This is a genomic window from Dactylosporangium sp. NPDC005572 (assembly GCF_040605515.1).
In the GTDB taxonomy this organism is placed as follows: domain Bacteria; phylum Actinomycetota; class Actinomycetes; order Mycobacteriales; family Micromonosporaceae; genus Dactylosporangium.
In genome coordinates, this window is record NZ_JBEXCY010000282.1 from 1 (window position 1) to 13,162 (window position 13,162).

13 protein-coding genes and 1 pseudogene are annotated in these 13,162 nt (G+C 66.9%); 9 read left to right on the forward strand and 5 right to left on the reverse strand.

Annotation, left to right across the window (positions count from 1 at the left end; genetic code table 11):
• Positions 1-167: 167 nt before the first annotated feature.
• The 3 genes and pseudogenes from ABZS66_RS56160 to ABZS66_RS56170 all read left to right on the forward strand — a co-directional run.
• Complete coding sequence (locus ABZS66_RS56160; protein WP_354772286.1) at positions 168-1,109, forward strand: PfkB family carbohydrate kinase; 942 nt, start codon at positions 168-170, stop codon at positions 1,107-1,109.
• A gap of 328 nt (positions 1,110-1,437) precedes the next feature.
• Complete coding sequence (locus tag ABZS66_RS56165; protein WP_354772288.1) at positions 1,438-2,514, forward strand: integrase core domain-containing protein; 1,077 nt, start codon at positions 1,438-1,440, stop codon at positions 2,512-2,514.
• 436 nt (positions 2,515-2,950) lie between these two features.
• Positions 2,951-3,115, forward strand: a pseudogene (locus ABZS66_RS56170) (IS5/IS1182 family transposase); the annotation flags it as partial.
• An 82-nt stretch (positions 3,116-3,197) separates the two neighbouring features.
• Here the strand turns inward: ABZS66_RS56170 and ABZS66_RS56175 are convergent.
• From ABZS66_RS56175 to ABZS66_RS56185, 3 genes are all read right to left on the reverse strand, one after another.
• Positions 3,198-3,746, reverse strand: coding sequence for a dihydrofolate reductase family protein (locus ABZS66_RS56175; protein ID WP_354772290.1), 549 nt, complete (start codon positions 3,744-3,746; stop codon positions 3,198-3,200).
• A gap of 661 nt (positions 3,747-4,407) precedes the next feature.
• Positions 4,408-5,832: an amidohydrolase family protein gene (locus ABZS66_RS56180; protein WP_354772292.1), complete on the reverse strand. Its 1,425-nt coding sequence runs from the start codon at positions 5,830-5,832 to the stop codon at positions 4,408-4,410.
• A gap of 7 nt (positions 5,833-5,839) precedes the next feature.
• Positions 5,840-6,883, reverse strand: a complete 1,044-nt coding sequence (locus ABZS66_RS56185) for a 2-dehydropantoate 2-reductase N-terminal domain-containing protein (protein ID WP_354772294.1) — start codon at positions 6,881-6,883, stop codon at positions 5,840-5,842.
• Positions 6,884-6,971: 88 nt separating this feature from the next.
• Between ABZS66_RS56185 and ABZS66_RS56190 the strand changes: the two genes are divergently transcribed.
• Positions 6,972-7,556: a cupin domain-containing protein gene (locus tag ABZS66_RS56190; protein WP_354772296.1), complete on the forward strand. Its 585-nt coding sequence runs from the start codon at positions 6,972-6,974 to the stop codon at positions 7,554-7,556.
• A 426-nt stretch (positions 7,557-7,982) separates the two neighbouring features.
• Here the strand turns inward: ABZS66_RS56190 and ABZS66_RS56195 are convergent, their stop codons facing one another.
• Together ABZS66_RS56195 and ABZS66_RS56200 are read right to left on the reverse strand one after the other, a co-directional pair.
• Positions 7,983-8,318 (reverse strand): hypothetical protein, encoded by a 336-nt coding sequence (locus ABZS66_RS56195; RefSeq protein ID WP_354772298.1) that lies wholly within the window; start codon positions 8,316-8,318, stop codon positions 7,983-7,985.
• A 129-nt stretch (positions 8,319-8,447) separates the two neighbouring features.
• Positions 8,448-9,134: a hypothetical protein gene (locus ABZS66_RS56200; RefSeq protein WP_354772300.1), complete on the reverse strand. Its 687-nt coding sequence runs from the start codon at positions 9,132-9,134 to the stop codon at positions 8,448-8,450.
• A 695-nt stretch (positions 9,135-9,829) separates the two neighbouring features.
• Between ABZS66_RS56200 and ABZS66_RS56205 the strand changes: the two genes are divergently transcribed.
• The 5 genes from ABZS66_RS56205 to ABZS66_RS56225 all read left to right on the forward strand — a co-directional run bounded on the left by ABZS66_RS56205 (position 9,830) and on the right by ABZS66_RS56225 (position 13,101).
• On the forward strand, positions 9,830-10,177 hold the full coding sequence (locus ABZS66_RS56205; protein WP_354772302.1) for a hypothetical protein: 348 nt from the start codon (positions 9,830-9,832) through the stop codon (positions 10,175-10,177).
• Positions 10,138-10,893: a hypothetical protein gene (locus ABZS66_RS56210; protein ID WP_354772304.1), complete on the forward strand. Its 756-nt coding sequence runs from the start codon at positions 10,138-10,140 to the stop codon at positions 10,891-10,893. Before ABZS66_RS56205 ends, ABZS66_RS56210 begins: the two co-directional genes overlap by 40 nt.
• A 77-nt stretch (positions 10,894-10,970) precedes the next feature.
• Positions 10,971-11,264 carry a hypothetical protein gene (locus tag ABZS66_RS56215; RefSeq protein ID WP_354772306.1) on the forward strand — a complete coding sequence of 98 codons (294 nt, stop codon included), beginning with the start codon at positions 10,971-10,973 and terminating at the stop codon, positions 11,262-11,264.
• On the forward strand, positions 11,261-12,508 hold the full coding sequence (locus ABZS66_RS56220) for a NucA/NucB deoxyribonuclease domain-containing protein (protein WP_354772308.1): 1,248 nt from the start codon (positions 11,261-11,263) through the stop codon (positions 12,506-12,508). Before ABZS66_RS56215 ends, ABZS66_RS56220 begins: the two co-directional genes overlap by 4 nt.
• A 74-nt stretch (positions 12,509-12,582) precedes the next feature.
• Positions 12,583-13,101 carry a hypothetical protein gene (locus ABZS66_RS56225; RefSeq protein ID WP_354772310.1) on the forward strand — a complete coding sequence of 173 codons (519 nt, stop codon included), beginning with the start codon at positions 12,583-12,585 and terminating at the stop codon, positions 13,099-13,101.
• The last annotated feature ends 61 nt before the right edge of the window (positions 13,102-13,162 follow it).

The window sequence follows — 13,162 nt, forward strand, 5'->3', positions numbered from 1 at the left end:
GGCGGCCGGTTTGATCTCGCGGTCATCGATGCGGGGTTGGCGCGGGTGCCGGCGCTCGCGGGCGCCGACCCCGTCGCGGCGGCCCGGGCCGGCGTCCGCGTCGCCGCCGCCGCGATCCGCACCGAGGGTCCGATGACCGTGGTGCCCGACCCCGCGCTGCTCGCCGGGTGAGCCGCCTGCTCGTCGTCGGCCTGGCGACATCGCTGGACCGGTACGCGTGGCTGCCGCAGATGCGGCTGGGCGCGATCAACCGGCCCCGCGAGGTCGTGGTCCGGGCCGGCGGCAAGGGCCTCAACGCGGCCCGCGCGGCGGCAGGGCTCGGCGTGCAGGTCCGCTCGGTGTCCCTGGTCGGCGGGGAGACCGGCCGCATTGTCCGGACGCTCGCCGACGAACTGGACGTACGGTTCGTCGACAGCGGCGTCGAGACCCGGCAGTGCCTGTGCCTGCTCGACGACGCCGGCGTGCTGACCGAGGTGTACGAGCCCAACCGGCCTGTACCACCAGCCGTCTGGCCCGTCCTCCGCGACGTGCTGGCCGACGAGATCACCGCGCTCAAGCCGGGCGACCTGCTTGCGGTGTCCGGGCGGGTCCCCCACGGGCTGCCGGCCGACACGCTGGCCCAGATCGTCGACCTCGCCGCGACTCGGGAGGTGCCCGTCGTCGTCGACTCCGACGGTCCCGCGCTGATCGAGGCGGCGCGGCGCGGGCCAGCGCTGGTCAAGGTAAACGCGCACGAGGCGGCGGCCGCAACGCACGGCGCGACCGATCCGCTGTCCGCGCTACGGACGATGGGCGCTCGTGCCGTCGTCGTGACTCACGGCGCCTCCGGGGCACAGTACATCGGCGACGACGGCACCCAGCTCGCCGTGACGCATGAGCCGATCGCCAGCGCGCTGCCGGTCGGCAGCGGCGACGCGTTCCTCGCCGGCTTCGCCGCGCACCGGCTGAGTGGGGCCGCCGTCGACGTAACGGAGTCGCTGCGCATCGCCGCAGCAGCCGCGCGCGCCAACGCCCGGCGCCTGCCGGCGGGCGACATCACCTGGAAGGCTATCAACGCCGAACTACACCAGGTGCACGTCGAGTCCAGGCCAACCAGTACTCGCGTTTGAATGCATGGCCGACGGCGAGCCAGGCGGAGCAGCCCAGCCCGGCACCTGGGCTGGGCCGCTGTCGTCGGCCACCGACCACTCGCCGTGAGAGCCGAGCACGGTCTGCAGCGCTATGGAGCCTGTTTCGGAACGTCGGTGTGGGGTTGTGGTAGGTGGCTGGCGGCGTGGCGGCCGGAGATAGGCGCGGGCTCTTGATAGGGACAGGGTTCCTACACCAACTGCCCTCAAGAGCCCACGATGTCGTTGAACCCTGCCCTGGGCCGGGACGGTAACCCTGTACCGTGCCAATACTCATCGCACGTGGCGTGAGCTGCTGTTTCGTGGCGGGGTGCAGGATGGCTGGGTGTTGGTTCGCCTGTTGTACCTGAGTGCGGTGCGGGTGTTCGGTTGGCTGCCGCAGGCCACACGCAGCGACCCCGCCATGGCCGCGGAGTTGCTGGTGCTGCGTCACGAGGTGGCGGTGCTACGGCGTCAGGTCGGTCGACCGCGCCTGTCGTGGCCGGAACGGGCGGTGTTGTCCGCGCTGGTCCGGGCGCTGCCGCGGGAACAGTGGAAACATCGGATCGTCACCCCAGCCACCCTGCTGGCCTGGCACCGCCGACTGGTCCGCCGACACTGGACCTACCCGAACCAGCCAGGACGACCACCGATCAGCGACGACGTCCGTGCCCTCGTCCTACGCCTGGCCCGGGAGAACGCCGGCTGGGGACACCGGCGCATCCAAGGCGAACTCGTCGGGCTCGGCCACCGGGTCGGCGCCGGCACCATCCGCCGCATCCTCGCCCGATCCAGGGCCGGCCCCGCCCCACGTGAAATCGACACCAGTTGGCGAACATTCCTCCGCGCGCAGGCATCCGGGCTGCTGGCGACCGACTTCTTCCACATCGACACCATCGCGCTGCGCCGCCTGTACGTGCTGTTCGTCATGGAGATCACGACCCGGCGAGTGCACATCCTCGGCGTCACCGCACACCCGACCGCTGCCTGGACCACCCAGCAAGCCCGCAATCTCGTGATGGACCTCGGCGAGCATACGACACGGTTTCGGTTTCTGATGGGTGACCGCGACACCAAGTTCACCGCGTCGTTCGACGCCGTGTTCGCCGCCGAAGGCATCGAGGTCGTGAAGACTCCGCCACGCACACCTCGGGCGAACGCGTTCGCGGAACGCTTCGTGCGCTCCGTCCGGGCCGAGTGCACCGACCGGGTATTGATCTACAACGAACAGCACGCCCGCACCGTGCTCCACGACTATGAGGACCACTTCGACCGGCACCGGCCGCACCAGAGCCTGGATCAGCATCGGCCCGACCACAACCCCGGCGTGGTCATCGCGATCGACAAGCCGATCCACCGGCGACGGGTTCTCGGCGGCACCATCAACGAATACCGCCGAGCCGCTTGATCCACTCGCAAATCCCCAGCCCACACGGGCGAACACAGTTTTGGCACGGTACAGGGTTGCCGGAGGGCGCGCGTTGTCGTCCTTGGCGTCCTCTCCGTGCCTCTCGGCCGCTTGGAGCAGCTCGTGCCAGGCGACGAGCTGGAGGCGTTCCCTCGCTCGTCTCTTCTCGGCAAGGCAGTCCCTGTGGTCCTTCTCGGACTTCTGAGTGTCCCTCCACCGCAATTGCGCGATCTGGAGATCCTTGGCGTGGCTCGCGGCGCGCCCGCTGGCCGCGGTCCACTCCTGTTCGCGCTCGTTCTCTTTCGCAGTCGCGTCCGGGAGCTTGGCGTCGATCGCTGCGATCCGCTCACCGAGCTGCTCGTCTTCCCGACTCATCTGTCGTCAGCGCTCGGGTCGACCCGCATAGGCCGGGACGGCGCGGCGCCGCGGCGTCGCGCACGGCTCCGGTCTCGGCGTACATCGTTGGGTGGTCCAGCAGACCGTGGCACTGCTGCACTGGTTCCGTCGGCTGCGGGTGCGGTGGGAAGTCCGCGACGACATGCAGGAAGCGTTCATGAGCCTGGCCTGCTCGATCATTTGCTACCGACGACTCGCAGCATAATCATTGTGTTAGGAGTTCTTAGTCTTGGCGAGGTAATCGGTGACGTCTCGGCTCATCTCGTCGCTCATCTCGGTGCTCCTGTTCAGGCGGTGGTGACGCGGTAGGTCGACACAACCACCCCGGACTCGAAGGTGGTGGTCTCGAAGTGCTGGAGGCCGGTTCGGCTCTCGGCGCGGAACAGCGGCTCGCCACTGCCCTTGAGGACCGGGTAGGTCCAGATCTTGTACTCGTCGAGGAGGCCGGCCGCCGCGAGTGCATCGGTCAACCGGCCGTTGCCCCAGATCAGGATGTCGGTGCCATCGTTCTCCTTGAGTGCCTTGACAGCGGTCAGCAGCTCGGCGCCGGCGATGACGGTCGTCGGGTTCCAGGCTCTGGTGTCGACCGGCTGGGAAGCGACGACGTACTTGTGCATGGCGTTGACGTGGTCGGCGTACGGGTTGCCACCCATGTTGGGCCACGCCTGCGCCATGCCCTCGTAGGTGATGCGCCCCAGGATCAGCGCGTCGGCGCCGAGCGTCAGGTCCAGGGCGTACCGCATGGCCGCCGGGTCGTTGTATGCCAGCGACCACTCGTGGGGGTTGTCGATGAAGCCGTCGACAGTGGTGTAGGTCGAAGCGATGATGCGTCGCATCGGGTCTCCCCTGGTGGTGGGCCGGCTTTTCCGGCCCGCACCCGTCCTTCGCGCGACAGCGCGCCGTTTCGACATCAGAGCCCAAGAATTCGCGGCGCGCAGGGTCCGGTCCCAGTCGCGCCGGTAGCCGGGCAAGGCCGTCGGTGAGCTTTTCGATCTTGAGCAGGGAATTCCGTCGCCCGTCGAGTCAAGGGGTCCAGCAGTGGCGTGCTCGACTCAGGCAAACGGCTCAGACACGAAAAGAGGGCTCCCGCAAGTCTCTGACCTGCGGAAACCCTCAGCTGGTCGGGGCGGCGGGATTTGAACCCACGACCCCTTGGCCCCCAGGGGGTCGCTGAAGGCCCCAGCGACGTGCTCAAGCACGTTCTACCAGGTCACCAAAAGCATAAACCGGCCGAGTAAAGGGGTTTACAGATCAGCGTCCGGACAACGAGGTCGTTGAGCATGCACCGAGCCGAATCGGTACCTGCCGCACGCGGGCATCGGTCGGGGAGCGAACGGGGAACCGCCCGTGAGCCACTCCCAGCTGATGCGGCCGCACGATCGTCGAGTCCACCGAAACCCGACCCAAGATCCTTTGAGGACAAATGCCCCGGGGCTTCAACCGGTGGTGGGCGGACTCCGGGCATCCGGTGAGGATCCGTGGTGTCCAGAAGAGCTCTTACGCATGTTCGCGGTAGAGCGGGATGTCGACCGGCGGTTGCGGTATGAACCCTCCTTCCGCTTCGGCGTTGGCCATCAGGTATTCGCGGGATGACTCGAGACCGCCGATGGCGGCCGCTGTGTCGGCGTGGACCAGGGCGCCGTCGCGCTTGACCACTTGGCCGTCGACGAGCACGGTGTGCACGTTGCCGGCGTTCATGTGGGCGACGACCGCGCCGATTGGGTCAAGGCGGTTCCAGCCGGCCATGCTGATCGACCGCGCGTCGAGCAGGACAACGTCGGCGCGCTTGCCGGGTGTCAATGACCCCGTCACCGATTCGAGCCCGGCGCAGCGGGCGCCGTTGATGGTGGCCCAGGTGAGCGCTTCGCGCGTGGTCCAGGTGATCTGCTGCGGTGCGAGCCAGTTGTTGTAGCCGGGCTCGTCTGTGCGCCATCTCACCGCTTGCAGCACCAGTCGCGCCTCGGTAATGAGGTCGCCACCGGCGCCGGAGACGCAGTCGATGGCGATCCCGGGGCCAGCGGTGTATTCAGTCGCCTCGCGGATCGCCGGAAAGCCCATGCCCATCTGCATCTCGGTCTCCGGGCAGACGGACACGCTCACCCCGTACTCGCGTAGCAGTTCCCATTCGTGCCTGGTGTTGAATGTGCAGTGCACCAGGAGCAGGTCGGGGCCGAGCAGCCCGCGGGCGTGAAGCAGTTCGACATCGTGGAAGAGCTGTCGCACGCATACCTGGTTGGCGTGGAACACCAGCCGGGCGCTGAGTTCGCGGGCGGTGGCGAACTCTTCGGCCACTTCCTCGGGCGGTGCGATGAGCAGTTCCTGCGGGCAGATGCCAAAGGTCAGCCGCTGGTCGGTGCTGCTGAAGTATTCCGAGCGCAGAGCGCGGGCCGTCGCGAGGCGCTGCTTGAACGCGCTGGCCTCCTGCCCCTGCCCACTCGCGCTGCCGGCGAAGGTGTTTTCGTTGATCGGTGAGAGGCCGTGTCCGTAGAGTGCACGGACGCCGGAGTCGCGGAGGCCGCGAATCGCCTCATGTGCGTGGTCGGGGGTGACGATGTTGTGGCAGTAGTCGACGATGGTGGTGACGCCCATGTTGAGGGCGTCGAGGGCGCCGGCGTAGTTTCCCCAGTACATGTCCTCGGGGCGGTAGCGCGGAGCCATCTGCAGCCGCACTCCGCGGATGTAGTCGGGGATGACGCCGTCGGCGAGCAGGCCGCGCAGGGCGGTCTGCCAGGTGTGCCGGTGAGTGTCGATGAGACCGGGAATGGCGATCATGCCGGTCGCGTCGATGATCTCCGCGTCGGTGTCGATCTGCGGCTCGACGGCCTCGATGCGGCCATCTTGGATGAGGATGTCGCCTGTGGGAAGTTCGCCGATGACGGGATCCATCGTGGCGATTGTCGCGTGCTTGATGACGGTCTTCATGACGCGTTCACTCCTGAGACGTCGTGGCCAGGGTGGGGGTCAGCAGTGTGAGGTTGTCGGGCCCGGCCACCAACTCGCCGGCTTCGATCCGGCGGGCGACTTCGACGGTTACCTCGTTGGCCGGTGCCGTGCCGCCACGCGCGCGTTGCAGGTCGACGACGAGTCCGTTGATCTCGTGGACCTCGCTGCGCCGGCCTTTCATCCAGTCCTGCAGCACAGTGGTGCGGGTGTGTGGCAGGGCGAAGTCGTGCATCACCGAGTCGAGGAGGCTCTCGACAAACGAGGCGGGGTCGGCCAGGTCGAGCCCGGTGAGGCCGAAGATGGGCACGAGGCGGTTGCCGACCGCCACGGCGGTCTCGGCGGCCTCGAGCCCGGCACGCAGCATGAAGTCGCGCATGCCCGGGGTGGCCACGGCGGCGTGCATGGTGAGACCAAGGATCGCCGATGGCACGAGTTCGCCGGCGTTGACGACGAGCTTCATCCATTTTGCCGAGCGAATGTCGTCGACGACCTCCACCGTACCGGCGGCGCCGAGGATCGCGGCGATCTCCGGGGCTCGCGCAGTGGCGGTCGCGGTCAGGCCGCCGAGGGCGAACCAGGATCGGCCCGGCGGGGTATGCCGCTCGACCACGCCGGGCGTGAACATCGCGGAGGTGACCTCGATGACCGCGCCCAGCGTCCGCTCGACACCGACGACGTCGGCGATCGTGTCGACGGTCATCCCGTTCTGCAGCCCCACCACCAGGCCGTGCTCGGCCACCAGCGGCTTGATCAGTTCGCAGGCCCAGCGTGTGTCATAGGCCTTCATGAGCACGAAGACCACGTCGAAGTGGTGCCGCATAGTGGCTACCTCGCACAGGTGGTGTGCCCGCACCACGGTCTCGACAGTCTCGTCGGGCATCTCCACCCGTAGGCCTGCAGCACGCATCGCCTCGACGTGGTCAGGCCATTGCTCGATGAAGGTTACGTCGTGTCCGGCGCGGGTCAGGTCGGCGCCGATGGATGCGCCGTTGGCGCCGGTGCCCAGCACAGCAATCCGCAGGTCAGCCATGTCCGCTCCTTGGTCGAGTACCGAATCGTATAGTGAAGCTATACATCTTGGCCACCCTGGGCAATACCCGAAGGACTATGGTGCGGACGTGGAGATCGGTTCCCGGCTGAAGGCCGAACGACAGCGACAGGGCATCAGCCTGCGCAAGTTAGCCGAGCAGATCGGCGTTACGGCCGGGCTCATCTCGCACATCGAGAACGGCCGCAGCCAGCCCTCGGTGAGCACGCTCTACGCCCTCGCCAACAACCTTGGCCTCTCCCTCGACGAGGTGCTCGGCCTCAACCCGCAGGCACGGCCACGCCGGTCGGCCGAGCGCCGACAGGTGGTACATCGGGCCGCGAGGCATCCGAGGCTGCACATCGCGAGCGGCGTCACCTGGGACCTGGTGGTAGCCTCGATCGCCGGCGCGGTCGACGCGGTGCGTGTCACGTATCAGCCCGGCGCTTCGAGCTCGCCGGACGGCAGCCCAATGCGTCACGACGGCCAGGAGAACGCGTACCTGGTCAGTGGCAGCCTTGTTCTGGTGCTCGGCGGCCGGCGGCACGTGGTGCGCGCAGGTGACTCGCTGAGCTTCGACTCGACGCGCCCGCACCTCTACGTTAACGAGACTGACGAGCCGGCCTGGGGACTCTGGCTCAACGTGGATAGGGGCCGGGAACCGACCTCTCGGTGACTCCGGGTGACTCCTGGTGGCGCGAGCGCAATTGCCGCACGGCAGCGGCGCTCGGCCCGTTGATCCTGATCACAGGGCACACCTGGGCGACGACGCCCACCCGCTGGGCGGTGAGATCGATCTGCTACTGGCCCTCGCGCAGCCTGGACCGGAGCATCGTGGACTGATGCGCAAGCGGGCGATGGCACTGCACTGCACCCGCCAACGCGGGTCGCTGCTGTTCGTCGGTGATTGAAGGCGCCGATTGGACCGGACCGTCCGGCCGAAGTTTCCCGCGCAGCGCGACGCGCACTAGATGCTCAGCCAGCAGGTCGCGGCTATGAGCACACATCTGAGAGTGCGTCGTCTGCTCAGCCGCGGAGCCGATCCCATGCACCGGTGAGCCGATCCCATTCGTCACCAGTGGCGAGGCCGATGACCTCCCAGTCATCGAATTCGGTGATCCAACTCGTCGGCTCGTTGATGATCGCGCCTATCTCGTCGGCGGTGAGCCTGACGCTGCCTGTGGTCGGATAGCCCCGGAAGAGATCGACCCAGCCGCGGACAGATGTCGGCCAGGACCTGGGCGAAGTGCGGGATCATCGCCCGCTTCGCGTCGACGTCGAGATCGGACGGCGTTTCCGTGGTGCCGGTCTCGGCCCATCGCTGGCGGGCGCGGAACTCATCCATGATGTGCGCCATCGCGGCCTCGTCGTACGCCGTGACGATCACCGCGTACTGCTCCTCGGTCAGCGCCGGCCAAGATCCCATGCGATCCAGCATGGACTACACGCACAATGCCTCTTGCCCCGGTCACGTCCCGCGTGCAAGGTCAGCATGCGTCGACCTTGCCGACGCCGAGGCGCACGCCGACTTCGCGGCCATGAGCGGACGAGTGCTGTCACCTGCCCATCAGATGTGGCCGTTGCGGCTCCAGATCATGACTCCGGTGGAGCGTGGTTGTCTGCCGGTCCACCCGTAGAACAGACGGATTGCGAGATGGTCGGAGCGCCACCATCGATTACACGGCCCCGACGCCTCCGGCACGATGGGTAATGTGTCGAGGAGCTTGCGCAGGTGCGTGTTGGTCATGTCGTTGGGAACCCAAGCTTCCAGCGAACTGGGCGGCACAGGCTCCCAGTCGTGCAGCTCATCCATGAGCGCATGCCCCTCGATCAGATGATTGATCAAGGGGGACGCCTCGAGGAACGGACCACCCGCGCTCACCCCGAATCGGCCGTCGGTGTGCACGAGGTAGGACACAGGTGACGACACGTGCTCGCCGTCCCATGCGAAGGACCATCCCATGTGCTCCGCCCGCACCACGTCGAGGAGGTCGAATTGCCAGCAGCGGAGCGTATCGTGGCGCTCATCGCCTATACGGACACTACGACGCACGTCGTAGTGCAACCCGCCGAAGCGGGCGGCGAACCCTTCCCGTCTGACGATCAGCTCGACGGGCGCCGCGATCAGCCGTCCCGACCGGTCCGGCACTTGCAGGTAGTCGGTCGGCAGTCGCGTCTGATCTGGCCGCCGGATTCCAGCGCGGCGAACGAATGACTGCGCCCTTGGCGACAGGCCATCGAGGTCGTCGAGCACGTGCACATGAACTTCCCAGCTGACCGGTGCTCCGCTCCCGTGATCCTATGACACGCGCTTCGATGACTGCCTGTAGACATCTGAACATCCGCTCATCGGCTTCCGGACGCCGGCTCCATCGACTTGGCGTGACGCTCCGGGACGAACGGATCGCGGCATGTGCGGATGCCTCGATCATTTCGTTGTCGAGAGTTGAGGGTCAATCGGCGTCGGCCCGGCCGCGACGCCGATCGATCACGCTCACGTCAACGTCGCTCGGCAGAGGGCCGTGTCCGGAGGGGTCCGACAGCAGTTCAGCCGAATCGAGGGTCGGCCTCGCGCGGGGACCGAAGTATGCGCCGTCGAGGTGGGCGAGGACTTGGTGCTGTGTTCCTCGGTTTCACCAAGCACCTGCAGTTGCGGTGGTGGAGCTTCCTGTCCGCCCGCTGCCGGTAACGCCAGCCTGCACAGAGAACACCAGGTCCGATTCGATCCTCGTGTCCCCGCACCGTGTCCCGGCTGGCGTAGCGGCGACGTAGCTGCCAGCTCTCCGAGGAGGAGACCGATGTCGAGTCCTGGCGTGGAGCGTGTGCGCAGTTCATCGGCCCCTGTACTGGCAACGCCTCCGGACGCCCTGCCGTCGCTGCGGCCGCTGGTACGAGCAGCGGCGGGGGACCGGCCTCAGTCGGACGCCGCGGCGGTAGCCGTTTGCGAGTTTGAAGACCAGCTTCGATCCCGGCACCGGCGTCCCCGGCTACACACCGTACTGGCTGGAGTGGGGACAGGGCCGCGAGATCTACCACGTGGTCGACAGAAGCAGTGACGGTATCCCCAACGGCGAGAACCACACCTACATGATCATGGCCAACGAAAACGGCCAACAGTGGGACCTGTTGTACGACTTCAACCCGGTCGGCACCACCACCCTGCAAGAGGGCGCGCGCATGTTCCGGTCGTTCGCGAACATGTCCTTGTCTACCCCAACACCTTCACACTCGCTGAGCCGTTCGAGAATCGGGTACAGGTGCTGGACGGCAACGACGTCTGGCGCAGGCCGTACCTGAGCGAGACCAGCCGGTCGGAGCCCAAGAGCTGCAGCGCTCTGCCCACCGACGAGGATCCCCTGTACGACCAGTACAACCTCGCACCGTGGTGCGCGACCACCGGCCTCGGCACCTCATCTGCAACATCGCCGACAACAGTGACGTATCTGCGGATCGGCAAGCCAGGAACCGGCGGATCGCTTGCCAAACAGGCGTCCCCGGCCGGTCCGTCGACAGCTGCGCCAGCAGCCGGCCGCCTCAACAACGTTGATCAGACCGCGTTGCAGCAGTGTCTGCGCACCCAGCCGGACAACTGCCTCAATGCGGTACCCGCGCTTCGCGAGTGCATTGCGCAGCGTCTGAACTGCAACGCGACGCCTGCAGCAACTGCCAGGACGCTAGCCAGCCGAGCCCCGATGACCGTCGCCGACGCCAAACGAGCAGCCTTGCGACTACTCACCCCCAAGAAAGGCACATCAAAGAAGCCGCTGGTCGTAGATCAGGTGCTGACCGAGGACGACCGTGCGCTGCCCTACGCGAGGCCACCCCTAGACCAGCCGGAGGAGCCGATCGGCATTGTGTTGATTGTTGGGCATGGCACAGTCTCCAGCCTCAGCGGCGGATCAGACGCCGAATACGAAGGATTCGAGATGGCCTTCAACACCAAGACGCATCGTCTGCTCTACGCCTGCCTTGGACCTCAATGTCCCCACGTCGCCAGTTCAGGTGCGGCATGAGCACCATCCCCGGCCGGCCAACAGCAATCCGCTACGACGAACGCCGGAGGTCACTCATGCGCTCACCGCAACGTGCCGTGGCCACCACGGCGGCGACCCGGGACCGGACCGGTTGCCCGGCCGCAGCCCCCGTCACCGCGACGACCGCCAGCACCATCCGGCTCACCGCAGATGAGCGTGGCAAGCTCGCCACGCTGCCCGGCAACGCGGTCCTGCTCGTCGTCCACAACACCCTCACCGGACAGGAACTGGGCCACACCACACCGCGCGATCACAGAGGACACATGCTCGTCTACGTCGCTGCCGCTCGGCATCTCACCCACATCTCCGCCAGCAACCGATGCCCCAACTTCACGGCGGCGATCCGATGATCACGACCGTCACAACGCTACGACGTCTCGCTGCGGCTGCTGTCATCGCCGCGCTCGCCGCCACCATCACGGTCGCCCCGGCCCACGCAGGCATCGTCACCGTGGCCGACGCCGGCTACTCGATGCGACCACTCGGCACCGCACCGAGGCTCGACGCCGAACCCGTTCCGTTCGGTTCATTCGCTGCCTCGCGCGGTCCCACATCCAGTGGTTCACAGCGCACTGTCCAGCCGATGCTCACACCTGAGGAGGACGCACTGCGCGCCGCCTGCGCGCAACACGCCGACGTAGCTGGCACCCGAACCGGCTGGCTCAGTGACCGGTTCCAGCAGTGCGTCCGCAAGCGATCCGGCGGCGTCGTCATCCGCGACGACAACGGCCAGCCGGCAGGCGAATTGCGCTTTCTTCTGTGGGTGCTCGCCCGGGCGAGCAGCAGCAGCCGGCAGGTCACGTACACGGTGCGCATCGAGGACATCACCGTGTCCACGATCCCGCCGAACGTCATCGACTGGCCGAACCAGCGCATCGCCCTGTCCTGGCGCGGCTGCGCGGGCGTCGCAGACCTGGCCTGCACCACCACCAACCGCGACGCCACTATCCAGTCATGGTTCACCGACCCGGAGTACCGGTTCACGATGTCATCGCCGAACGGAACCGGCGCGCTGCCAGACCTGACCGTCCCCGCCGATCTGTTCCTGGACATCAGGCTCGGGGCGCTGCCGATCCGGCCGACCACGCTGGGCGACGTGGCCGAGTCGAAGCCACGGTTCGACACCGGCCGACGGATGAGTCCAGCGAACGGCGCAGTCTTCCCCGACTTCATGCCGACATACTCGCTCTCGCTCACCGACCCGTCCGTCGACGACAGCGCCCGGCACATCCATGACGCCCTGAACCATCCCGAGCGCACATTCCCAAGCTTCATCGGCAAGTCCGTACCCAACGAACTGCACCGACTGGTCGACGAAACCTTGCAGAGCGTAAACCGCGCCCAATCGATCGCCACCTGCGCGGACATCTGGGGCAGCTGGAGCGAAACCCAACCACAGTGCGACGAGTTTCCATTCGCGAGCACCCGAGAAGGCTCGCTGACGCAGACACAGTTCTACGGCACCCATGACCGCTACTCGGCACGACTGATTCACGACAACGACAACGAGACTGCCGGCAGTCGACTCGGCACCCTGTACGGCCAGAGCCGCATCATCGATGGGGATGCGTTCAAGGTCCGGATCGACCCCTGAATGCCGCGGCGGCCGAGGGCATACGCTAGCCTCGGCCGCCACCGCTCCACAACCCAAGGAGGAAAGATAAGCGCATGCCGATGACCGCTGCATACGATGCCACGATCCGCGTCCACTACAACGTGCTCAGTGTGCAAAACGGTGGCATGCTTCCAGGCGACATCGACGACGGCACAGCACGGCGTGCCGCAATGACCCACATCGTCGCCGCGAACGCGCAGCAGTTGTGCATCGCTGTCAAGCAAAACGTCGCCAGCATCGCACTGCGGATCGAGGTCTGGGACAGCACACCGACCACTCCCCCACCCGGAAGCTGGGACGGCTGGCACGACGCCACCTTCGACTGCCCCTCCGGCGCAGTCGAAGTCGACAACACCACCGGCGGACGGGTCCTGTTCACACCAGGCGACGACACCCGGATCCCCGTGCCACCCGGGCTCATCCACGCAACCGTCTACCTCGCCGGCCGCATAGAGGCCGCCGAGGCAGTCATGGAGGCGGTCACCGCGCCCGCCGACGTCCGCATGTCGCGACTGCAGGCGCTCGCCGGGCTCGAACGCAACGCAATCCAGCTGGCACCGGATCGAGGCTAAGACCGCGTCTCATTTGGGGCTGACATCGGTGCGTGCATGATGTTCAATCTTGCGGGTGTCC

Excerpts from the sequence above, each read along its gene's own strand:
- ABZS66_RS56175 (WP_354772290.1), bottom strand. The coding sequence starts at position 3,746 with ATGCGACGCATCATCGCTTCGACCTACACCACTGTCGACGGCTTCATC.
- ABZS66_RS56180 (WP_354772292.1), bottom strand. The coding sequence starts at position 5,832 with ATGAAGACCGTCATCAAGCACGCGACAATCGCCACGATGGATCCCGTC.
- ABZS66_RS56185 (WP_354772294.1), bottom strand. The coding sequence starts at position 6,883 with ATGGCTGACCTGCGGATTGCTGTGCTGGGCACCGGCGCCAACGGCGCA.
- ABZS66_RS56195 (WP_354772298.1), bottom strand. The coding sequence starts at position 8,318 with ATGCTGGATCGCATGGGATCTTGGCCGGCGCTGACCGAGGAGCAGTAC.
- ABZS66_RS56220 (WP_354772308.1), top strand. The coding sequence starts at position 11,261 with ATGATCACGACCGTCACAACGCTACGACGTCTCGCTGCGGCTGCTGTC.
- ABZS66_RS56225 (WP_354772310.1), top strand. The coding sequence starts at position 12,583 with ATGCCGATGACCGCTGCATACGATGCCACGATCCGCGTCCACTACAAC.